The following is a 20432-nucleotide window of genomic DNA, read 5'->3' as shown; positions in this document are numbered from 1 at the left end:
CGCACGCGCCTAGTCGAGCTGCTTGACCGCGGCCGGGTCCCTGCGGACCTTGATCAGGCTGGCGATCGTGGTGATCAGCAGGACCCCGACGATGACCGACAGCGAGAGCTCGATGCCGATGTGCGGCACGTCCAGCGGCTCGCCGCCGTTGATGAACGGCAGGCTGTTCTTGGCCAGCGCCTCCAGGATCAGCTTCACGCCGATGAAGCCGAGGATCACCGAGAGGCCGATGGAGAGGTAGACGAGCTTGTTGAGCAGCCCGCCGATGAGGAAGTACAGCTGCCGCAGGCCCATCAGCGCGAAGGCGTTGGCGGTGAAGACCAGATAGGTCTCCTGGGTGAGACCGAAGATCGCCGGGATCGAGTCGAGTGCGAAGAGCAGGTCGGTGGAGCCGATGGCCACCATCACCACGAACATCGGGGTGACCCAGCGCTTGCCGTCGATGCGCACGAAGGACTTGGCATCGTGGTAGTCCTTGGTGACCGGGAGGACCTTGCGCACCGTGCGCAGCAGCGCGTTCTCCTTGAACTCCTCGTCGTCGTGCCCGCTGAAGGCCAGCTTCCAGCCGGTGTAGATCAGGAACGCGCCGAAGATGAAGAAGACCCAGGTGAAGCGCTCGATGAGCTGGGCGCCGAGCGCGATGAAGATGCCGCGCATCACCAGCGCCATCAGGATGCCGATCAGCAGCACCTTGTGCTGGTGGATCGCGGGCACCGAGAAGGTCGACATGATGATGACGAAGATGAAGAGATTGTCGATCGACAGCGAGTACTCGGTGATATAGCCGGCGAAGAACTCACCCGCGAACTGCCATCCGGAAAAGAACCAGATTCCGAGCCCGAAGAGAACGGCGATGGCGACGTAGAAGACCACCCATCTGGACGCTTCGCCGATCGTCACCTCGTGCGGCTTTCGATCGACGATCACCAGATCGATCGCGATCAGCGCCAGCAGACCGACGATCGTCGCGATCCACAGCCAGACGGGGACGTTCACCATTCACCTCCGGTTCACAGGCATGCGCCATTGACCGGAGGTCTCTTCCGCCGGCTGTCCAGCCGACCGACGGCACCGGGAGCGGAAGTGCCTCCGTGATGACGATGCCGTCGCGAAGGAATACTCCCCTCCAACAACGGAGCAAGATTCTCATGCCGGACCACCTCGGCACCAGCCGGGGTGAGCGGACACACGCTGCCGTTCCCCACTCCGGCTGGGACGATGCGTTGCCATGATCCTGGAAGTCGCCGAGATCCTTGTCCAACCGGGACAGGAGGAGGAGTTCGAAGCCGCCCACCGCGGCGCGGTCGAGCACCTGCTCGGTAGCCCCGGATGCCGCTCCGCTCGCTTGACCAGGGGCGTTGAGAATCCGAGCCGGTTCGTGCTGTTCGTGGAGTGGGACAGCCTCGCCGCGCACACCGAGGACTTCCGCTCCTCGCCCGCTTTCACTCGTTGGAGGGACGGGATCGCCCCGTTCCTGGACGGGGCACCCCGCGTGGAGCACTTCGTCCCCGCCGGCGGGTGAGCCACGGGCCGCCCCCTGACAAAAGTCATGGTGGGACTTCGGTCACGACCGTGCGACGATCCGTGCGTGATCGTCACGATCGCTGAGATCACCATCCGTCCCGGCGACGAAGACGCGTTCATCGCCGCCTATCGCGAGGCGTCCAGGTATATCGCCGACTCGCCTGGCTGCCGGGCGTTGCGACTCGTTCGCGGCATCGAGTCGCCGAACCGTTTTCTGCTGTTGTCCGAGTGGGTCTCACTCGAATCTCACATCGAAGGCTTCTACGGCTCGGACGGTTTCCTGTCCTGGCGCGCGGGCGTCTGCGAATACTTCGCCGAACCGCCGTGCGTCGAACACACCGTTGACCTGCGGGACTGACCGCGAGCGCACTGTGCGTGCCGTGAACGGCACGGTGCGTTGGTCCCGGACCCATATCAATTCCACGGTCCGTGACGCCCCGTTCACCGGAGTTCGCATAACGTCGCGTCCGTGCCCGCGCTGCGCTCCCGAAACCGGGCGTTGACCCTGCTCGCCCTCGTCGTGCTCCTGGTCTGCGCCGGGGTCGTCCTGTGGTCGAACACCCCGGCGACGCCCCCGCCCATCGCCACCCGTGCCGTGCTGCTCGACGTCGTCGACGGTCCACAACGGACGGAACAGGTCCAGATCGACGCCACGCTGTACCTCCCCGAGACCACCCCGGCCCCCGCGGTGGTCGTCGCCCACGGGTTCGGCGGCAACAAGAACTCCGTGACCACCGAGGCCACCGAGCTGGCCCGCAGGGGCTTCGTGGTCCTCGCCTACTCCGCGCGGGGTTTCGGCCGGTCCACCGGCCAGATCGCGCTGAACTCCAGGGACTACGAGGTCGCCGACGCCGAGCAGCTGGTCAGCTGGCTCTCCCGGCAGCCGGAGGTGGCGCTCGATGCGCCGGGCGACCCGAAGGTCGGGGTCACCGGCGGCTCCTACGGCGGTGCGCTGTCGCTGATGCTGGCCGGGGTTGACCGGCGGGTGGACGCGATCGCCCCGGTGATCACCTGGAACGACCTCTCCCAGGCGCTGCTGCCCAACGCCGCGAGCCAGGACGGCGCGGCCGCCGCGACCCCGGCAGGCGGCGGCTCCGGGGGCAACGGCGTGTTCAAGCGCGCCTGGGCCGGCATGTTCTTCTCCTCGGGTCTGGGCCCCGCGAGCACCTCCGGCGACGGCGGTGGCCCCGAGGCACCGGAGCCCGGCGTGCCCGACCAGAGCAGGCCGACGGGGGCGGACACCTCCCTGGCCACGCCACCGGGGAGCGAGCGCGGGGTGCCCGGCTTCGGCGCGCCCGGCCAGGGGCCCGCGACGTGCGGCCGGTTCCTGCCGGAGGTCTGCGCCGCCTACACCGAGGTGGCCACCACGGGCCGGGCCAGCCAGCAGACCATCGACCTGCTGCGGCGGTCGTCGCCGGTCAGCGTCGCCGACCGGATCAAGGTGCCCTCGCTGATCGTGCAGGGCGAGCGGGACACGCTCTTCGGGCTCGACCAGTCCGACGCCAACGCCAGGCAGATCGCCGGGGCGGGCGGCAAGGTCAAGACCATCTGGTACGCGGGCGGCCACGACGGCGGCTCGCCGGGCCCGCTGCTGCGCGGGCAGATCGCCGACTGGTTCTCCTTCCACCTCGCGGGCACGGGCGAGGACCCGGGCACCGGCTTCTCCTACGCCGTCCAGGGCGCGTTCCGCAGCAACGGCACGGCGTCCGTGCGCGAGGTGGTCGCCCCCGGCTACCCCGGCCTGCACGGGCAGAACGCGGTGCAGCGGGAGCGGTTCGCGCTGACCGGCCCGGCGCAGCCGGTGATCAACCCGGCCGGGGGCAACCCGGCGGCGGTGAGCGGCTTCCCCGGCCTGTCCGGGCGGATCGGTGGCGGCTCCTCCGCGCTGGGCACCGGGCTGGCCATCGACATCCCCGGCCAGTCGGCGAGCTTCGCGACGCAGCCGCTGGAGCAGCAGGTGCTCCTCGCGGGCTCGGCGAGCGTGCGGCTGAAGGTGCGCTCGGTGCCGGGGCAGCCGGGCAACGGCGAGGCGGTGCTGTTCGGCAAGCTCTACGACGTCGGCCCGGACGGGCGGCGAACCCTGGCCGGTGGCGCCGTCGCGCCGGTGCGGGTGACCGGCCTGGCGCTCGACGGGTCACCGGTCGAGGTGACCGTCGCGCTGCCCGGTGTGGTCCGGCCGGTCGAGGCGGGACACCGGTTGCAGGTCGTCTTCGCCACCACCGACCAGTCCTTCGCGGGCGCGAGCGAACCCGCGACGCACCTGGTGGAGCTCGCCGAGCCCACGTTGTCGGTTCCGGTGGTGCCGGGCTCGCGCAGCACCAGCCCGGTGCCCACCGGCGCGCTGCTGGGCATCGGCGGGGTGCTGGCGGTGGCCGTGGTCGCCGCCATCGTCGCGCGCTTGCGCAGGCGGCACGCCGACGACGTCGATGAGTCCCTTGTGGACACTCCGCTGGTGATCAGCGGGCTGCGCAAGGAGTACAAGGGCGGGCTCACCGCGGTGGACGGGCTGTCCTTCACCGTGGCGCGCGGCCAGGTGCTCGGGCTGCTCGGCCCCAACGGCGCGGGCAAGACCACCACGCTGCGCATGCTGATGGGCCTGGTCCAGCCGACCGACGGGGAGATCAGGGTCTTCGGCCACCGGGTCCGGAGCGGGGCTCCGGTGCTGTCGCGGATCGGGTCCTTCGTGGAGGGCTCGGGCTTCCTGCCGCACCTGTCCGGCACCGCGAACCTGCGGCTGTACTGGGCGGCGACCGGCAGGCCCGCCGAGGAGGCGCGTTTCGACGAGGCACTGGAGATCGCCGGGCTCGGCAAGGCGGTGCGGCGCCGGGTCGGCACGTACAGCCAGGGCATGCGGCAGCGGCTGGCCATCGCCCAGGCCATGCTGGGGCTGCCGGACCTGCTGGTGCTCGACGAGCCCGCCAACGGGCTGGACCCGCCGCAGATCCACCAGATGCGCGACGTGCTGCGGCGCTACGCGGCGACCGGCCGGACCGTGGTGGTCTCCAGCCACCTGCTGGCCGAGGTCGAGCAGACGTGCAGCCACGTCGTGGTGATGCACCGGGGCAGGCTGGTCGCCGCCGGTGAGGTCGCCGAGATCGTCGCGGGTGGCGGCGCGGCCTCCTTCCGGGTGGACCGGCCGAGCACCGCGGTGAACGCGCTGCGTGCGCTGGAGGGCGTGACCTCGGTGACCGCGGAGGGCGACGTGGTCTCGGCGGAGCTGGGCGGGCTGCCCCGCGCGGTCGCGGTCGCGGCGCTGGTGCGGGCGGATGTCGCGGTGGAGCAGGCGGGGCCGCGGCGGCGGCTTGAAGACGCCTTCCTTCAGCTGGTCGGTGAGGAGTCGGTGCAGTGAGCGAGCAGGTCAGCGAACGGATCGTGGCCGAGGAGCCCGCGGAGCCCGCTCCGGCGCGCAGGCCCGAGGCACGCGCGGACGGCGCGACCGCCGGTTACCGGAAGCGGCGCACGTTGCCGTTGCGGGTCGAGCTGGCCCGGCAGTTCGGCAGGCGGCGCACCCAGGTGACGCTGGGCCTGCTCGCGGTGCTGCCGGTGGTGCTGCTGCTGGCCTTCGAGCTGGGGGCCAGCGGCAACGCGCGGCGGCAGGGCGGCCTCGTGGACCTCGCTACGGCGAGCGGGCAGAACTTCGTCACCTTCGCGCTGTTCGCCTCGGCGAACTTCCTGCTGGTGGTGGTCGTGGCGTTGTTCTTCGGCGACACCGTGGCCAGCGAGGCGTCCTGGTCGAGCCTGAAGTACCTGCTGGCGATCCCGGTGCCCCGAGGCCGGTTGCTGCGGCAGAAGGCGCTGGTCTCGGGGCTGCTGTCCGCGCTGGGCCTGCTCGTCCTGCCCGCGATGTCGTTGCTGGTCGGGCTGATCTGGTACGGCGCGGGGGACATGGTGACCCCGACCGGGGAGTCGGTTCCGCTCGCCGACGGCCTCGTCGCGCTGGCACTGGCGCTGTGCTACATCGCGGTGCACCTGTTCTGGGTCGCGGGGCTGGCGCTGCTGCTGTCGGTGTCCACCGACGCCCCGCTGAGCGCGGTGGGCGGCGCCGCACTGGTGTCGATCGTGTCGCAGATCCTGGACCAGATCACCGATCTCGGTTCCCTGCGCGAGTTCCTGCCGACGCACTACGCGTACGCGTGGTCGGACCTGCTGAGCACGGACATCGACTGGTCGAACATGGCCAGCGGCGCGTTCGCCTCGCTGGCCTACGGAACCCTGTTCGTGCTGCTGGCCGCGCGGCGCTTCGCTCACAAGGACATCACCAGCTAGCACCGCACCCGCGAGTCCCCGCGTGGCGGCACCGGGTCGTCCGGCCGCCTCGCGGGGTCGCGGGACGAACCGCGGAGCCGCCCTAGAACCAGAGCAGCCCCACCGCTCCGCTCGGCAGCAGCACGGCGGCTGCGATCACGAGGAGCGGGAAGGCGATGGCGGCGACGATGCGTCCGGGGCTGACCCCGTCGCGACGCGGCTCACCGGTCATCGCCAGCACGATCACGATCGCCACGGTGATCGCCAGGAAGGTGATCAACCGGTCGGCGAAGGCGTTGGCGGGGGCCGCGAGGGAAGCGGTGACGGGGGCTGCTGCGGAGGCGAGAGTACCCATGCCCCCAGCATGGCACCCCCGGCTCCCCCAAGGTCAACTCCTCCCCGGCAGCCGCAGGAGGCTCCGCGCGGGTGACCGGGAATCCGCCCACGCCCCCGCACCGCATTGACGCACCCAAGCAAATGCCGAAATAATGGAAATAGGGGGATCCCGAAAACGTGCGAAAGCCACCCTCGCCCACCTCTTCCACGTCGTCGCGCTTTTGCCACCGTGGCAATCAATAACGCGTTGGAGTGATTCCCCGGACCGGACCCCGGTCGACGCCCTTTTTCGTCAGTGCCCCGCGTCACGATTGCGCCGAAATCGTCCACGACGCAGGAGGGCACACATGACCGATCCCGATCCGACGCTGCGCGGGCAGGAACTGGGCGAGGAGCTGCGCAGGCTGCGCGTGGCCGCCGGCCTGACCCTGGCGGAGGCCGGGGAGCGGATCGACGCGTCCAGCAGCAAGCTCAGCAGGATCGAGTCCGGCAAGCGCTACGCGCGGCTGGAGGACGTCGCCGCCCTGCTGGCCCTCTACGACGTCACCGGGGAGCGCCGCGGCAGGCTGCTGGCGCTGGCCCGCGAGACCGGCCGCAGGGGCTGGTGGCAGCCCTACCACCCCGACCACGACGAACGGCTGCGCACGCTGCTGAAACTGGAGTCCGAGGCGTGCGGCATCGTGGACTTCCAGGCCACCCACGTGCCGGACCTGCTGCAGACCACCGAGTACGCGCGGGCGCTGCTCACCGAGAGCGACATGCTCACCGACCAGGAGATCCGCCAGCTGGTGACCACGCGCAAGCGACGGCGGGCGCGGCTGCGCCACGAGGGCTCGCCCACCCTGCTGGCGATCACCACGGAGCCGGCGCTGCGCTACACCGTCGGCGGCGTGCCGGTGCAGCGCAGGCAGCTCGACCACCTGCTGAGGATGTCCACGCGGCGCGGGATAACCCTGCTCGTGGTGCCGAACTCCGGACGCGCGAACGTGGGCTGGACGGGTTCCTTCTCCATGTTCGCGCGCACCCGGCCGCCCTCGGTGATATTCGTCGACCACCTCACGTCGAAACTGTTCCTGGAGGACGACAGCGATATCCAGACCTACGAACGCGCGATCGACCGGCTGATCGGCGCCGCGCTCGACACCGGTGAATCCGCAGCGCTCATTGCGCGGGTGGCACGCGAATTGTCCTGAGCACGGGCGGGGTCACTGCACACAGAACTCGTCGCCCTCCGGAGCCAGCAGCACGACCCACCGCTCACCGTGCCTCTGCGCCGCCTCGCCTTCGGGAACTCGCTGGAGGAACAAGCGCGGACCGCGCCCAGTTCTCCCGGCCGTCGCGGCCGACAGGGAACCTGTCCTCCGCGTACCCCAACGCCAAGGCTCAGAACTGGCCGAGCGCCCGCGGAGCCGCCGCGTCGAAGGACACCTGAACGCTGATCGCCACGGGCCGGGACACCACACCGGACCCCTGACGGTTACCGGTCGATCATGGTCGGCGACCGCCTGTCTAGGATCTTGGGCTTCCCTGCCGACTTCCCCAACGGAGGAGACAGACATGGCAACCCCCGTCCACTTCGAGATCCACGCCGGCGACCCCGCCCGGGCGCAGGCGTTCTACACGGCGGTGCTCGACTGGAAGTTCAGCCAGTTCGGCGAGATGCCGTACTGGGGGATCGAGACCGGAGAGGACGCCACCATCAACGGCGGTCTGCTGCCGCGCACCGGCGACGCCCCGGCCGACGGCCAGACCGCGAACTCCTTCGTGCTCACCGTGCTGGTCGAGGACTGCCAGGCCACCGTGGACGCCGCTGTCGCCAACGGCGGCTCGGTCGCGGTGCCGAAGACCGCGGTGCCCGGCATCGGCTGGACCGCCTACATCAAGGACACCGAGGGCAACGTCTTCGGCGCGATGCAGCACGACCCCGCCGCCGCCTGACACGGCGCGGACCGCTCAACAGCCCCGCCGGGCCGGTCGGCGCGACACCGACCGGCCCCACCGGCGCCGTAGACCCTGCGGCGGTGCCATTGGACGCCCGCGGCAGTGCCTACCTGGCGCCTGCGGCAGAGCTACCTGGCGCCTGCGACAGTGTTATTTGACGCCTGCGGCGTCCATGCCGCGCAGCTCCTTCTTCAGGTCGTGGATCTCATCGCGCAGCCGCCCGGCCAGCTCGAACTGCAGCTCCCGCGCCGCGTTCATCATCTGGTCGGTCAGCTGCTGCACCAGATCCGCGAGCTCGGCCCTGGCCATCGTCTTGACGTCGCGGTCGCCGAGCACGCCCGCGGTGGTGCGGCCGCCGCTGCCCGGCTCGCCCGCGGGCTTCTTGCCGCGTGAGGCGTTGCGGCCGGAACCGCCGACCGCCACCTGGTCGGTGTCCTCCGCCTCCGCGTAGACCACGTCGAGGATGTCGGCGATCTTCTTCCGCAGCGGCTTCGGGTCGATGCCCTGCTCGGTGTTGTAGGCGATCTGCTTCGCCCGCCTCCGGTTGGTCTCGTCGATGGCGTACTGCATCGAGTCGGTGATCTTGTCCGCGTACATGTGCACCTGACCGGAGACATTGCGCGCCGCGCGGCCGATGGTCTGGATGAGGCTGGTTCCCGAACGCAGGAAGCCCTCCTTGTCAGCGTCCAAAATGGACACCAGGGAGACCTCGGGCAGGTCGAGTCCCTCACGCAGCAGGTTGATGCCGATCAGCACGTCGTACTCGCCGAGCCGCAGCTGGCGCAGCAGCTCCACCCGGCGCAGCGTGTCCACCTCGGAGTGCAGGTAGCGCACCCGGATGCCCAGCTCCAGCAGGTAGTCGGTGAGGTCCTCGGCCATCTTCTTGGTCAACGTGGTTACCAGGACGCGCTCGTCGCGCTCCGCGCGGACGCGGATCTCGTGCACCAGGTCGTCGATCTGCCCCTCGGTCGGCTTGATCACCACTTCCGGGTCGACGAGACCGGTGGGCCGGATGACCTGCTCGACGAACTCGCCGCCGGCCTGGCCCATCTCGTACGAACCCGGCGTCGCGGACAGGTAGACCGTCTGACCGATGCGGTCGGTGAACTCCTCCCAGGTCAGCGGCCGGTTGTCCAGCGCGCTCGGCAACCGGAACCCGTGGTCGACCAGGGTCCGCTTGCGGGAGGCGTCGCCCTCGTACATGCCGCCGACCTGCGGCACCGTCACGTGCGACTCGTCGATGACGAGCAGGAAGTCCTCGGGGAAGTAGTCGAGCAGCGTCGCGGGCGCGGTGCCCGCCTCACGGCCGTCGATGTGCCGCGAGTAGTTCTCGATGCCCGAGCAGAAGCCGACCTGGCGCATCATCTCGATGTCGTAGTTGGTGCGCATCCGCAGCCGCTGCGCCTCCAGCAGCTTGCCCTGCTTCTCCATCTTCGCCAGCGTCGCTTCGAGCTCCTGCTCGATGTCCCGGATCGCCCGCTCCAGCCGCTCCGGACCGGCCACGTAGTGGGTCGCTGGGAAGATCCGCAGCTCCTCGACCTCCCTGACGACGTCACCGGTCAACGGGTGCAGGTAGTACAGCCGCTCGATCTCGTCGCCGAAGAACTCCACGCGCACGGCCAGTTCCTCGTAGGCCGGGATCACCTCGACCGTGTCGCCCCGCACGCGGAAGGTGCCGCGCGCGAAGGCGATGTCGTTGCGGGTGTACTGCACATCGACCAGGGCGCGCAGCAGCGTCTCGCGCTCGACCTCCTGGCCGACCTTCAACGACACCGAGCGGTCCAGGTACTCCTGCGGCGTGCCGAGACCGTAGATGCAGGACACCGAGGCGACGACGATCGTGTCCCTCCGGGTGAGCAGGCTCATCGTCGCGGAGTGGCGCAGTCGCTCCACCTCGGCGTTGGTCGAGGAGTCCTTCTCGATGTAGGTGTCGGTCTGCGGGACGTACGCCTCGGGTTGGTAGTAGTCGTAGTAGCTGACGAAGTACTCGACCGCGTTGTTCGGGAAGAGCTCGCGCAGCTCGTTGGCCAGCTGGGCGGCCAGGGTCTTGTTCGGCGCCATCACCAGGGTGGGCCGTTGCAGCCGCTCCACCAGCCACGCGGTGGTCGCGGACTTGCCGGTGCCGGTGGCGCCGAGCAGCACGACGTCCGGCTCGCCCGCCCTGATCCGGCGTTCGAGCTCGTCGATGGCCGCGGGCTGGTCACCCGCGGGCTGGTAGTCGCTGACCACCTCGAAGCGGCCCGACGTGCGTGGGATCTCCCCCACCGGGCGGTGTTCGGAGATCGGGCCGGTCGAGGGGTAGTAGTGCGGTTCCTGTGCCACGCCGTCGAGGGTATGCCGGACCCCCGACAATCGCCGGTTCCGCCGGTCAGCAGTCGCAGCCGCAGCAGTCGCACCCGTCGCAGCACTTGGTGCAGCAGCAGTCCGAACAGCCGCAGTCCCCGCAGTCGCAGTTCGAGCACCACGCCTCGCGCGGCTCGCGCGACCAGGGGCCCGGGTAGGGATCACGGCAGCAGATCTGGCCGGTGCAGAACATGAAGGCCGCGACCCCGCAGCCCGCGGCCCAGTTGCGGCGCGGCTTCTCCGGAGCCTGCTGCTCCTCCGGGGCCGCGTGCCGGGCGAAGGTGCGCGTCACCGCGGCCTCCAGCTCGTGCACGAGCAAGGCGTGCGCGAGGCGCTGGTCGGTGAACTCGACCTCCTTCAGCGCCAGCCGCACGCCGAGGACCGCGTCGTCGCAGAGCCGCCTGGCCTCCTCCAGGTCCGTTCCCGTTGCCAGCAAAGGGTTCCACGAGCCCGATGCGCGGTCAGCCGCCAGGTCCTCCACCGCGTCGAGCAGGTGCGCCACGCGGCCGAAGAGGCGCCCGGCCTCGGCGAGCGCGTCGGCGTTGCCGGGGCGGCCGACCAGGACAGCGGTGTGGGAGAAGGCGGCGGCGGTCGCGGTCTCAGTGGGCTCGGTGGCCAGCAGCGGCGAGTCGCCGGAGCCGATGCCGCGCTCCAGATCTCCTTGGCGCAGCACGGCTTCGGTGAGCACGGCGGTGTCGAAGCCCAGGCTCTCGCCGGTGCGCGCGCCCTGCCGGGCCCAGCGGGTGGCGACGCGGCGGCCGACCCCGGCGAGCCGCCGGTTGGCGAAGGCCCCGTCCCCGTCCTCGGCGTGGTCGCGGACCTTGGCCGAGGCCAGCACCAGGGAGACGGCCGCGGCGAGCTGGGCGCCGGAGCCGATGCTGATCTGCGCGGGCAGCATCGCGCGCAGCGGACAGGGGCCGGCCTTGCGGCGCGCGGTCTTCGCCGACTGCGCCTCGACCAATACGGAGATCACCAGGCCGTCGTAGTTGGTCACCACGCGGGCGAACTGGCCGTGCTGGTCGCGCAGCGCGTGGCAGAGCCCGCACAGGTGCGCCAGCCATGCCTCGCGCAGCTGCTGGTTCAGCCGGTTGCGGCAGGGCCGGATGATGCCGAACATGAATCCCCCTTGGATCCGGCCTCCCCGGGCCGAGCCGCAAGATCGTACGACGCGACCAGGCGTGTGAACCGCCTGGACGAATCACTTTTCCGTCGCGATCGTGGAGTGCGTGACGCTCAGCGCCGCCCACCAGGGCCCAGACCACATCCACCCGCCCAAGGTGGAGGTGTTCGATGTCGACGCCGGGACGAACACCGACCCCAAGGGGTTCGTGCGCCAGGTCGACGAGTACCGGACCGAGCCCTTCGGGCTGTACATGGCGCGGCCGACGCCCGGCCATCCGCGCCTGGCCTACTTCCGGAGCTGGCTGCTGCCCGATCTCGGGCTGCGCGTGGGCCGCTGGTCGTGGCACCCGGGCTGCGAGGAGAGCTTCGACTATTACCTCGATGTAGTGAATATCAGCCGCGTCGGAAACGTCTGGCGGACGAAGGACCTCTATCTCGATCTTCTGGTGACCACCGGTTCCGCGATCGAGGTGCTCGACATCGACGAGCTGCTGACCGCGCTCGGCTCCGGCCTGATCGCCGCCGAGGAGGCCGAGCGAGCACTCGCGGTGACGCACAGCACCGTCGACGGAGTCAGCCGGAACGGCTATGACCTGGAGAAATGGCTCACCGAACGCGGTATCGCCCTGTCGTGGAAACCGTGACCGTGCGTGAGGGCCGCCAGGCGTGACCCGGCGATCGGCGTGGGCGAGCCGTGACAAGTGGCGTAGCCGGATCGATACCCAGGCACTGACCAGACGTGATGTAACAAATCGACCCAGGCGGTAACGCCCCGCGCCGTCCCCGCTACTCTCCGATTTGTGAGCGCGGTCATCACACCGCAGCTGGTCGACGTGGTTGACACGTTTACCTCGGTGCGAAACTACTCGTCAGGAACTGCCCGGCAGCTGACTACGTGCCGGGTCGAGCAGTGGGGTCTCCGGACGGAGTGCCCCACCCCAGAGGATCCGTTCTCCGAGTGCGAGGTCACCTGGCTGTTGCCGGACCTCGGGCTGCGGTTGACGTACCACCGGCCGAGATCACGGCACGCCCGCAGCGCGCCGAGCGTGCTGACCGCGGTGCGCGTCCAGCGGGACACCCGCTCCTGGCGCACCACGGACCTGCTGCTCGGGCTCGCTGTGCCCGGCGGGACCACGGCGCGGATCGTGCGCTCCGAGGAGTTCGCCGCGGCCGTCGCGGGCCGCGTCCTGCGGGCGCCGGACGCCGACCTCGCGCTGCGGATCGTGCACCGGACGCTGGAGGAGATCAGCTACCAGCGCCACGACATCAGCAGCTGGCTGTCGTCGATGGGCATCTACGAGGCCTGGCCCCCGCTGTAGCGACCGGACGCGCCGACCGGGTCACCGGACGCGGTCGGCGTGGCTGTCGGCCCACTCGACGGCACGCGCCAGGGCCGCGGTCATCCACGGTGACTTGGCCTCGGCGTAGCGGGTGGCCCCGGAGTCCTGCGCGAACCGGGGAGCGAGGTCCCGCTTGAGCGCCGCATACGCCGCGACCTCGTCAGGGTGCGCACGCATCCAGTCGCGGAAGACCAGGGCGTAGCGCCACGCGGGCCACTCACGGACGCGGACGTGCAGGTTGACCGGGCGGCCGGGGTCGGCGGAGCAGTGCACCCGCTTGCGCCACAGCTCCGGATCGGGGTGCGAGGGCATGACCGTGTCGGTCAGCGGCTCCGGATAGCGCGGGAACCCCGCCTCGGCGAGCACGTGCGCCAGCTTGTCGGCCTCCTCCAGGGACTCGACCCCGACCTGGAGGTCGATCACGTCCTTGGCCGCTAGGCCGGGGATCGAGGTCGAGCCGATGTGCTCCACCGGCTTGCCGCCGGTGGCGGTCTCGATCCGCTTGACCAACCGCGCGGCCTGCGCGGGCCAGGACGGGTCGTGGTCGACGACCGCGGGAGCGCCGACGCGGTGCACCCGCTGCTCCCGCAGGTTCTTCTCGAAGGGCACCAGTCGCCCGGCCCACAGTCTGTCCACTTCGGACAGAACGGCGTCCCTCGGGCCGCTGTTGTCAAGCCACACGTCGGCGGTGGCCCTGCGCTGCTCGTCACTGGCCTGCGAGGCGATCCGCGAGCGGGCGTCGGTCTCCGGCATGCCGCGCGCGGAGACCAGCCGCCGTACCCGCTCCTCCACCGGCGCGTCCACGACCAGCACCAGGTGGTAGGCCGGGGCCATGCCGTTCTCCACCAGAAGCGGCACGTCGTGCACGACGACCGACTCCGGCGGCGCCGCCGCCATCATCTCGCCGGTGCGGGCGGCGACCCGGGGGTGCACGATCCCGTTGAGCGTGCGGCGGGCGGCGTCGTCGGTGAAGACGATCCCGGCGAGCGCGGCGCGGTCCAGCGAGCCGTCCGGCGCGAGGACCCCTTCGCCGAAGGACTCCACGATCTCGCGCAGCCCGTCCGTTCCGGGCGCGACGACCTCCCTGGCCAGCAGGTCGGAGTCGATCACCACCGCGCCGTGCTCGGCGAGCCGCGCCGACACCGTCGACTTGCCGGACCCGATCCCACCCGTCAGCCCCACACGCAACATGAACGGGATTGTCTCAGCTGCGTTCGGCCTTGTGCGCGTGGTTCCCGACCGGGCGGCCCAGCCTGGCGGTCTCCTCCTCGTAGCGGTCGATGAAGCCGCCCATCGCCTTGCGCATGACGAGGTCGGCGACGTGGCTGGTGATCAGGCTGCGCGCCCAGTAGGCGACCGCGACCGAACCGGGCACGTAGACCCGCCGCGACCGGCGCTCGATGCCGCGCACCACCGCGCGGGCGCAGTCGGTGACCTCGGTCGTGGAGTTGGCGGGCCAGGGCAGCCGGGACCGCATCCTGGCGAAGCTGGGCAGCTCCGCGTCGGCGTCGCGGACCATGTCGGTGTTGATCCAGCCGAAGTGCGCGGAGCCGACGGTCACGCCGAGGTGAGCGACCTCGTTGCGCAGCGAGCACGTCATCGCGTCCACCCCGGCCTTGCTCGCCGCGTAGGCCGCCATGCCCGCAACGGGCGTGAACGAGGCGAGCGAGGCGATGGTCAGCACGTGCCCCCGGCTGGCGATGATCCACGGAAGTGCCGCGCGCACCGTGTTGAAGACGCCGTTCACGTTGACGTCGATGGTCCGCGCGAAGTCGGCGGGCTCGGTGGTGCGCACCGTGCCGTAGTTGACGATGCCCGCGTTGGCGACCACGACGTCGAGCCTGCCGAAGCTGGCAACCGTGGCGTCAACGGCGGTGCGCAGCGACACGGGATCGGTGACGTCGACGGGATGCCACAGGTGTCCCGGGCCGAGCTCGTCGGTGAGGGCCGCGAGGCGCTCCGGCTCCAGCCCGACCACCGCGACCCGGGTTCCCCGTGCGGCGAGTGCCCTCGCGGTCGCCGCGCCGATGCCCCTGGCGGCTCCGGTGATCAGCGCGGTCCTCATCGGGCGGCCGCCGCCAGCTCGGAGCGCACCGCGAGCGGACGGACCAGCGCACGGTAGGAGTCGGGGTCGAACTTCCTGGTGGCCATGCGAAGAGTGAAGCTGAAGCTCGGCCACAACGCGATGTTTCGGCCCTGCTCGTCCAGGTACCAGCTGGAGCAGCCGCCGCGCGACCACACCGTCCGCCGCATCCGGCGCTGGATGCGCTTGTTGAAGCGGATTTGCGGCTCCCGCAACGGTTCCACGGCCGTGACGTCGGTGCGGCGCAGGTGGTCCACGGCGTCGAGCACGTAGGCGAGCTGGCTTTCGATGATGAACACCATCGAGGTGTGCCCGAGACCGGTGTTCGGGCCGATGAGCATGAACAGGTTGGGGAACCCGGCGATCGTGGTGCCGCGGTACGCGCCGGGATCGTCCTGCCACCGCCCCGTCAGGGACGCGCCCTCGCCGTTGAAGATCCGCCTGCCGATCGGGAAGTCGGTGGCGTGGAAGCCGGTGCCGAAGATCAGGGTGTCCACGGGGCGCTCGGTGCCGTCAGCGGTGACGATGGAGCTCGGCCGGATCTCGGCGATGCCGTCGGTGACCAGCTCGACGTTCGGCTTGGTCAGCGTCGGGTACCAGTCGCTGGTGACCACGACCCGCTTGCAGCCGAAGGCGTAGTTCGGGGTCAGCTTCTCCCGCAGCACCGGGTCCTCGACCTGCCGCCGGAGGTTGCGCAACGAGACCTTGCGCGCAACGCCCAGGATCTTGGGCTGCACGGTGAACCCCAGCGCGAAGCTCTCCCGGCCCCAGTAGACGGCGTAGCGCGCCAAGCGTTGCACGGCGGGTAAGCGCCCGTAGAGCCACCGCTCGATCCTGCTGACCTTGCGGTCCCACCTCGGCATCGTCCAGTGCGCCGTCCGCTGGAACACGTGCAGCTTCGCCGTCTTGGGCTGGATCTTCGGCACGAACTGCACGGCGGAGGAGCCGGTGCCGATCACCGCGACGTTCTTGCCGGTGAGGTCGTGCTCGTGGTTCCACCGCGCGGAGTGGAACATCACGCCCTCGAAGGACTCCAGTCCGGGGATCTCCGGGATCGACGGCTCGGACAGCGGCCCGGCGCCGAGGATGAGGATGTCGCCGGTGAACTCCCCGCGCGCGGTGCGGACGTGCCAGCGCAGCTCTTCCGGGTCCCAGCGCGACTCCAGCATCTCGTGGCCGAAGCGGCAGCGCGGGTAGATGTCGTTGTCGCGGGCGAAGCGGCGCAGGTACTCCAGGATCTCCGGCTGCGAGGAGAAGGACCGGGACCAGTCGCTGTTCTGCGCGAAGGAGAAGGAGTAGAGCAGCGAGGGCACGTCGCAGGCCGCGCCGGGATAGGTGTTGTCGCGCCAGGTCCCGCCCACGTCGTCGGCCCGCTCCAGCAACAGCACGTCGGTGACGCCGCGCTGCCGGAGCCGGTAGGCGGCACCCAGCCCGGAGAAGCCGGTACCGATGATCAACACGTGCGCGTGCTCGGTCATGTCCCGCACCCTCCGCCGCTTACTGAGTAGTACTCAACAACACGGTAGGGTGACTGTTGAGAGGAAGTCAATAGTGGCGACGGGTCCTTACACTGGGCCCATGTCGTCGATCACCGAGCCCGTACCCGGGCGCACCCGCGGCCGGATGACCCGGGACGCGCGCAGGGCCCAGCTGCTGGAGCTGGCCACGGAGCTGATCATCGAACGCGGCGTCGACGGCTTCTCCACCAACGAGCTGGCCAGGCGCGCGGGCATCTCCAACCCTCTGCTGTTCCACTACTTCCCCACCAGGGGCGACATCGTGCTGGAGGTGGTCAGCGCGACCATCGAGGACCTGGTGGAGCGCGTCCGCCCGGACCCGGCGCTCTCCCCGATCGACCAGCTGACCGAGGGCCTGCGCAGCTACGTGACCTACGTGGAGCGCACCCGCAACGGCTACCTGTCCCTGGTGCGCGGGGCCGCGGCGGCCGACGAGGACCTGCGGGCGGTGGTGGACTCCAGCCGGACCCGCATCGCCCAGTACTTCGCCGACAGCCTGGGTGCGGCGGGGATCGAGGTCGACGCCGCGCTGTCCCTGCTGGTGCGCGGCGCGGTCGCGTTCGTGGAGGAGATCGCCTTGCACTGGGTGGAGAGTCCCCAGCTCGGCCGAGAGGACCTGGTCGAGCTGCTGCGCCAGTCCCTCCTGCGCGCGCTGCCCTTCTCCCCCGAACAGCTCGAAGCCCTCACCGGCTGAGAACCCCGGGCCGGCGGGTCAGGGCAGGAAGCTGCGGTCCGGCAGGCCTTCGGGAAAGCGTTCCAACGCGTCACCGCTGCGGGAGGCGAGCTCTTCGAGGGCTGCGATCTCCTGCCGGGTCGCGATGTGCCGCACGGCCCAGTAGATGCCGATCGCGCCGATCGGTTCGGGCCGCAGGATGGGCGCCATCAGCAGACTGCGCACGAAGGTGGGTCTGTAAGCCGCCTGCGGGACCCGTTCATCGACGCGGATGTCGGGAATGGCCACGGTTTCGCGGTGCCGCATCGCCCATCCGCTGATGCACTTGGCCGCCGGGAACCGTTGCCCCTTCCACAACGGGCTCATGGCGTCCTCGTCGGCGTAGTAGCACCTGTCGCCGTCCAGCAGCACAACGGTCGCACCATGTGCCCGCAACCGGGCCCGTGCCGTGGTGCGCACGATCCGGTAGACGTCTTCCAGCGACTGGACCTGCTCGAAGATCTCTAAAGAGGGCGTCATACCGTGACCGTAACGAGCCCTCCCGCACCCGGTCATAGGCCGAACAGGTCGGCTTCCGTTACTCCGGATGCCGTGTCGGCGGCGACGTGTGCCGAGCAGACGAAGGGCCCCGCACCACGGGAAGTGGTGCGGGGCCCTCGTCGTGAAGCTGGGGTACCGGTCCGATCAGGTGATCAGGACTGGCCGCCGGAGAGCTTCTCGCGCAGAGCCGCGAGCTGCTCGTCGCTGGCCAGCGAGCCGGAGGACTCGCCGCCCGAGGAGTAGTTGCCACCCGACGCGGCGCCACCGGCGGAGCCGGCACCCGCGGCCGCGGCCTCGGCGCCACCGCCCGCAGCGGCCTCCGCCTCGGCCTCGGAGGCCTTGACGACCTGCTTGATGTGGGCGTCGTAGCGCTGGCGGGCCTCGGCGTACTGCCGCTCCCACTCCTCACGCTGCTTGTCGTAGCCCTCGAGCCAGTCCTGGGTCTCCGGGTCGAAGCCCTCGGGGTAGATGTAGTTGCCCTCGGCGTCGTACTCGGCGGCCATGCCGTACTGGGTCGGGTCGAACTCCGAGTCCGCGGTGAAGCCCTCGTTGGCCTGCTTCAGCGACAGCGAGATGCGGCGACGGTCCAGGTCGATGTCGATGACCTTGACCATGACCTCGTCGCCGACCTGGACGACCTGCTCCGGGATCTCGACGTGGCGCTCGGCCAGCTCGGAGATGTGGACCAGGCCCTCGATGCCCTCGTCCACGCGGACGAACGCACCGAACGGAACCAGCTTGGTGACCTTGCCCGGCACGATCTGGCCGATCGCGTGGGTGCGGGCGAACTGACGCCACGGGTCTTCCTGCGTCGCCTTGAGCGAGAGCGACACGCGCTCGCGCTCCATGTCGACGTCGAGGACCTCGACGGTGACCTCCTGGCCGACCTCGACGACCTCGCTCGGGTGGTCGATGTGCTTCCAGGACAGCTCGGAGACGTGCACCAGGCCGTCGACGCCACCCAGGTCCACGAAGGCACCGAAGTTGACGATGGAGGACACGACGCCCTTGCGGACCTGGCCCTTCTGCAGCTGGTTGAGGAACTCGCTGCGGACCTCGGACTGGGTCTGCTCCAGCCAGGCGCGGCGGGACAGGACCACGTTGTTGCGGTTCTTGTCCAGCTCGATGATCTTCGCCTCGAGCTCGCGGCCGACGTAGGGCTGCAGGTCGCGGACGCGGCGCATCTCCACCAGCGAGGCGGGAAGGAAGCCACGGAGGCCGATGTCCAGGATGAGCCCACCCTTGACGACCTCGATGACAGTGCCCTTGACGGGCTCGTCCTTCTCCTTGAGGGCCTCGATCGTGCCCCAGGCGCGCTCGTACTGGGCGCGCTTCTTGGACAGGATCAGGCGGCCTTCCTTGTCCTCCTTCTGGAGAACCAGGGCCTCGACGTGGTCACCGACTGAGACGACCTCGGCCGGGTCGACGTCGTGCTTGATCGACAGCTCGCGCGAGGGGATGACGCCCTCGGTCTTGTAGCCGATGTCGAGCAGCACCTCGTCACGGTCGACCTTGACGATGGTGCCCTCGACGATGTCGCCATCGTTGAAGTACTTGATGGTCTTGTCGATGGCGGCGAGGAAGTCCTCTTCCGTCCCGATGTCGTTGACCGCGACCTGGGTCTTGGCAGGCGCGGGACCGGTGTAGGAAGGGATGGTGACGGTGTCGGTGGACATTAGGTGGGGTGCTCCGGTACGGATAGGTGTAGTTGGCCTCTGCACGTTCTTTCGCTGCGGGCTTTGTCTAGCCGGCGCAAGTCATAGTGCTACAAGGCCAACAACGAGCGACGAGCGCCCCCTGTTCCGAGCTTCTGCTTCGTGAGAGAGATGCCGGTAGCAGGCAGCGCGCACCCACCGCGCGACCGGTATCGTACGCGCCTGCTCGACAGCCGGGCAAACCGGTTACCCCGATCTCGCCCCATTAGGAGCAGTGTGTCCGACCAGCACCAGCACGCCAGCGCGGAACGGGCCCTGGGAACCATCGGGATCGTCAAACGCGCGGCCGGGGTGGTGGAGTCGCGGCTGGCGAGTATGGCCTGGTGGGACGCGGACGCCGACGACTACCGCGCCGAGCACGGGGCGTTCCTGGGCGACGCGGACTTCGTGTGGTGCCCGGAGCGGCTGCGTGAGGCGGATGCCCACCTCCTTGGAGACGTCGCCGGGCTGGACGTGCTGGAGCTCGGGTGCGGCATGGCCGCCTGCGCCCGCTGGCTGGCCGCGCAGGGCGCGCGCGCGACCGCGCTGGACGTCTCGGCGGGGATGCTGCGGCACGCGGCGCGGGACAACGCCACGACGGGCATCCACGTGCCGCTGGTTCAGGCCAGCGGCGACGCGCTGCCGTTCGCCGCGGAGTCCTTCGACATCGTCTGCTCCGCGTTCGGCGGCGTGCCCTTCGTCGCGGACGTGGGCCTGCTGATGCGCGAGGTCGCCAGGACGCTGCGGCCGGGCGGCCGCTGGGTGTTCGCGGTGACCCACCCGATGCGCTGGTGCTTCCCGGACGACCCCGGCCCCGACGGGCTGACGGTGATCCAGTCCTACTTCGACCGCTCCCCCTACGTGGAGGTCGACGAGCTCGGCAGGGCGACCTACGTGGAGCACCACCGCACCCTCGGCGACTTCGTGCGCGCGATCACCGGCGCGGGCATGGCGCTGAAGGACATGGTGGAGCCGGAGTGGCCGGACGGGCTCACCGCGACCTGGGGCCAGTGGAGCCCGCTGCGCGGCGCGCTGTTCCCCGGCACCGCCATCTTCCTGTGCGAGAAGCTGTAG

At 70.1% G+C, this 20432-nt stretch carries 19 protein-coding genes; 10 read left to right on the top strand and 9 right to left on the bottom strand.

Going from position 1 to position 20432, the window contains the following annotated elements:
- Window positions 1-9: 9 nt before the first annotated feature.
- The gene (locus tag ACFFQA_RS32360; RefSeq protein WP_377860553.1) at window positions 10-996 is read right to left on the bottom strand and encodes a TerC family protein; all 987 of its coding nucleotides are present in this window, start codon (window positions 994-996) and stop codon (window positions 10-12) included.
- A gap of 232 nt (window positions 997-1228) precedes the next feature.
- Between ACFFQA_RS32360 and ACFFQA_RS32355 the strand changes: the two genes are divergently transcribed.
- The 4 genes from ACFFQA_RS32355 to ACFFQA_RS32340 all read left to right on the top strand — a co-directional run bounded on the left by ACFFQA_RS32355 (window position 1229) and on the right by ACFFQA_RS32340 (window position 5790).
- Window positions 1229-1522, top strand: a complete 294-nt coding sequence (locus tag ACFFQA_RS32355) for an antibiotic biosynthesis monooxygenase family protein (RefSeq protein WP_377860551.1) — start codon at window positions 1229-1231, stop codon at window positions 1520-1522.
- A 66-nt stretch (window positions 1523-1588) separates the two neighbouring features.
- Window positions 1589-1882: an antibiotic biosynthesis monooxygenase family protein gene (locus ACFFQA_RS32350; protein ID WP_377860549.1), complete on the top strand. Its 294-nt coding sequence runs from the start codon at window positions 1589-1591 to the stop codon at window positions 1880-1882.
- Between the two features lie 111 nt (window positions 1883-1993).
- The gene (locus ACFFQA_RS32345; RefSeq protein WP_377860547.1) at window positions 1994-4873 is read left to right on the top strand and encodes an alpha/beta fold hydrolase; all 2880 of its coding nucleotides are present in this window, start codon (window positions 1994-1996) and stop codon (window positions 4871-4873) included.
- A gap of 20 nt (window positions 4874-4893) precedes the next feature.
- The gene (locus ACFFQA_RS32340; RefSeq protein ID WP_377860860.1) at window positions 4894-5790 is read left to right on the top strand and encodes an ABC transporter permease; all 897 of its coding nucleotides are present in this window, start codon (window positions 4894-4896) and stop codon (window positions 5788-5790) included.
- Between the two features lie 82 nt (window positions 5791-5872).
- On the opposite strand, the gene ACFFQA_RS32335 is transcribed toward ACFFQA_RS32340, so the two are convergent.
- Window positions 5873-6124 (bottom strand): hypothetical protein, encoded by a 252-nt coding sequence (locus ACFFQA_RS32335; RefSeq protein ID WP_377860545.1) that lies wholly within the window; start codon window positions 6122-6124, stop codon window positions 5873-5875.
- Between the two features lie 328 nt (window positions 6125-6452).
- Here ACFFQA_RS32335 and ACFFQA_RS32330 point away from each other — a divergent pair, with 328 nt between their 5' ends.
- Window positions 6453-7298 carry a helix-turn-helix domain-containing protein gene (locus ACFFQA_RS32330; RefSeq protein WP_377860543.1) on the top strand — a complete coding sequence of 282 codons (846 nt, stop codon included), beginning with the start codon at window positions 6453-6455 and terminating at the stop codon, window positions 7296-7298.
- A 364-nt stretch (window positions 7299-7662) separates the two neighbouring features.
- Window positions 7663-8043 carry a VOC family protein gene (locus ACFFQA_RS32325; RefSeq protein WP_377860541.1) on the top strand — a complete coding sequence of 127 codons (381 nt, stop codon included), beginning with the start codon at window positions 7663-7665 and terminating at the stop codon, window positions 8041-8043.
- Window positions 8044-8196: 153 nt separating this feature from the next.
- On the opposite strand, the gene uvrB is transcribed toward ACFFQA_RS32325, so the two are convergent.
- Complete coding sequence (gene uvrB, locus ACFFQA_RS32320) at window positions 8197-10368, bottom strand: excinuclease ABC subunit UvrB (protein ID WP_377860539.1); 2172 nt, start codon at window positions 10366-10368, stop codon at window positions 8197-8199.
- Window positions 10369-10414: 46 nt separating this feature from the next.
- On the bottom strand, window positions 10415-11506 hold the full coding sequence (locus ACFFQA_RS32315) for a DUF5685 family protein (protein WP_377860537.1): 1092 nt from the start codon (window positions 11504-11506) through the stop codon (window positions 10415-10417).
- A 109-nt stretch (window positions 11507-11615) separates the two neighbouring features.
- On the opposite strand from ACFFQA_RS32315, the gene ACFFQA_RS32310 reads away from it, so the two are divergent.
- Window positions 11616-12155 (top strand): ribonuclease FAU-1 family protein, encoded by a 540-nt coding sequence (locus ACFFQA_RS32310; RefSeq protein ID WP_377860535.1) that lies wholly within the window; start codon window positions 11616-11618, stop codon window positions 12153-12155.
- Between the two features lie 156 nt (window positions 12156-12311).
- Window positions 12312-12830, top strand: a complete 519-nt coding sequence (locus tag ACFFQA_RS32305; protein ID WP_377860533.1) for a ribonuclease FAU-1 family protein — start codon at window positions 12312-12314, stop codon at window positions 12828-12830.
- Between the two features lie 21 nt (window positions 12831-12851).
- Here the strand turns inward: ACFFQA_RS32305 and coaE are convergent, their stop codons facing one another.
- Genes coaE through ACFFQA_RS32290 form a run of 3 tightly spaced genes read right to left on the bottom strand, consistent with a single transcriptional unit; the run spans window position 12852 to window position 16412 of the window.
- The gene (gene coaE / locus ACFFQA_RS32300) at window positions 12852-14042 is read right to left on the bottom strand and encodes a dephospho-CoA kinase (RefSeq protein WP_377860531.1); all 1191 of its coding nucleotides are present in this window, start codon (window positions 14040-14042) and stop codon (window positions 12852-12854) included.
- Between the two features lie 13 nt (window positions 14043-14055).
- Window positions 14056-14916, bottom strand: a complete 861-nt coding sequence (locus tag ACFFQA_RS32295; protein WP_377860530.1) for an SDR family oxidoreductase — start codon at window positions 14914-14916, stop codon at window positions 14056-14058.
- Window positions 14913-16412, bottom strand: a complete 1500-nt coding sequence (locus tag ACFFQA_RS32290) for a flavin-containing monooxygenase (protein WP_377860528.1) — start codon at window positions 16410-16412, stop codon at window positions 14913-14915. Before ACFFQA_RS32290 ends, ACFFQA_RS32295 begins: the two co-directional genes overlap by 4 nt.
- A 100-nt stretch (window positions 16413-16512) precedes the next feature.
- On the opposite strand from ACFFQA_RS32290, the gene ACFFQA_RS32285 reads away from it, so the two are divergent.
- The gene (locus ACFFQA_RS32285) at window positions 16513-17145 is read left to right on the top strand and encodes a TetR/AcrR family transcriptional regulator (protein WP_377860526.1); all 633 of its coding nucleotides are present in this window, start codon (window positions 16513-16515) and stop codon (window positions 17143-17145) included.
- An 18-nt stretch (window positions 17146-17163) separates the two neighbouring features.
- Here ACFFQA_RS32285 and ACFFQA_RS32280 read toward each other — a convergent pair whose 3' ends face one another.
- Complete coding sequence (locus tag ACFFQA_RS32280) at window positions 17164-17643, bottom strand: GAF domain-containing protein (protein WP_377860524.1); 480 nt, start codon at window positions 17641-17643, stop codon at window positions 17164-17166.
- Between the two features lie 173 nt (window positions 17644-17816).
- Window positions 17817-19340: a 30S ribosomal protein S1 gene (rpsA, locus tag ACFFQA_RS32275; RefSeq protein WP_377860522.1), complete on the bottom strand. Its 1524-nt coding sequence runs from the start codon at window positions 19338-19340 to the stop codon at window positions 17817-17819.
- 255 nt (window positions 19341-19595) lie between these two features.
- On the opposite strand from rpsA, the gene ACFFQA_RS32270 reads away from it, so the two are divergent.
- Window positions 19596-20432, top strand: a complete 837-nt coding sequence (locus ACFFQA_RS32270; RefSeq protein WP_377860520.1) for a class I SAM-dependent methyltransferase — start codon at window positions 19596-19598, stop codon at window positions 20430-20432.

This window comes from Allokutzneria oryzae (assembly GCF_042429765.1).
In the GTDB taxonomy this organism is placed as follows: Bacteria; Actinomycetota; Actinomycetes; order Mycobacteriales; family Pseudonocardiaceae; genus Allokutzneria; species Allokutzneria oryzae.
The sequence above is the reverse complement of the archived record's forward strand: the minus strand, read 5'-3'. Positions and strand labels throughout refer to the sequence as shown.

Bases quoted from the DNA above. Each gene is read 5' to 3' on its own strand.
- ACFFQA_RS32355 (WP_377860551.1), top strand. From the start codon at position 1,229: ATGATCCTGGAAGTCGCCGAGATCCTTGTCCAACCGGGACAGGAGGAG.
- ACFFQA_RS32335 (WP_377860545.1), bottom strand. From the start codon at position 6,124: ATGGGTACTCTCGCCTCCGCAGCAGCCCCCGTCACCGCTTCCCTCGCG.
- ACFFQA_RS32330 (WP_377860543.1), top strand. From the start codon at position 6,453: ATGACCGATCCCGATCCGACGCTGCGCGGGCAGGAACTGGGCGAGGAG.
- ACFFQA_RS32325 (WP_377860541.1), top strand. From the start codon at position 7,663: ATGGCAACCCCCGTCCACTTCGAGATCCACGCCGGCGACCCCGCCCGG.
- ACFFQA_RS32315 (WP_377860537.1), bottom strand. From the start codon at position 11,506: ATGTTCGGCATCATCCGGCCCTGCCGCAACCGGCTGAACCAGCAGCTG.
- coaE (WP_377860531.1), bottom strand. From the start codon at position 14,042: ATGTTGCGTGTGGGGCTGACGGGTGGGATCGGGTCCGGCAAGTCGACG.
- ACFFQA_RS32295 (WP_377860530.1), bottom strand. From the start codon at position 14,916: ATGAGGACCGCGCTGATCACCGGAGCCGCCAGGGGCATCGGCGCGGCG.
- ACFFQA_RS32290 (WP_377860528.1), bottom strand. From the start codon at position 16,412: ATGACCGAGCACGCGCACGTGTTGATCATCGGTACCGGCTTCTCCGGG.
- ACFFQA_RS32285 (WP_377860526.1), top strand. From the start codon at position 16,513: ATGTCGTCGATCACCGAGCCCGTACCCGGGCGCACCCGCGGCCGGATG.
- ACFFQA_RS32280 (WP_377860524.1), bottom strand. From the start codon at position 17,643: ATGACGCCCTCTTTAGAGATCTTCGAGCAGGTCCAGTCGCTGGAAGAC.
- rpsA (WP_377860522.1), bottom strand. From the start codon at position 19,340: ATGTCCACCGACACCGTCACCATCCCTTCCTACACCGGTCCCGCGCCT.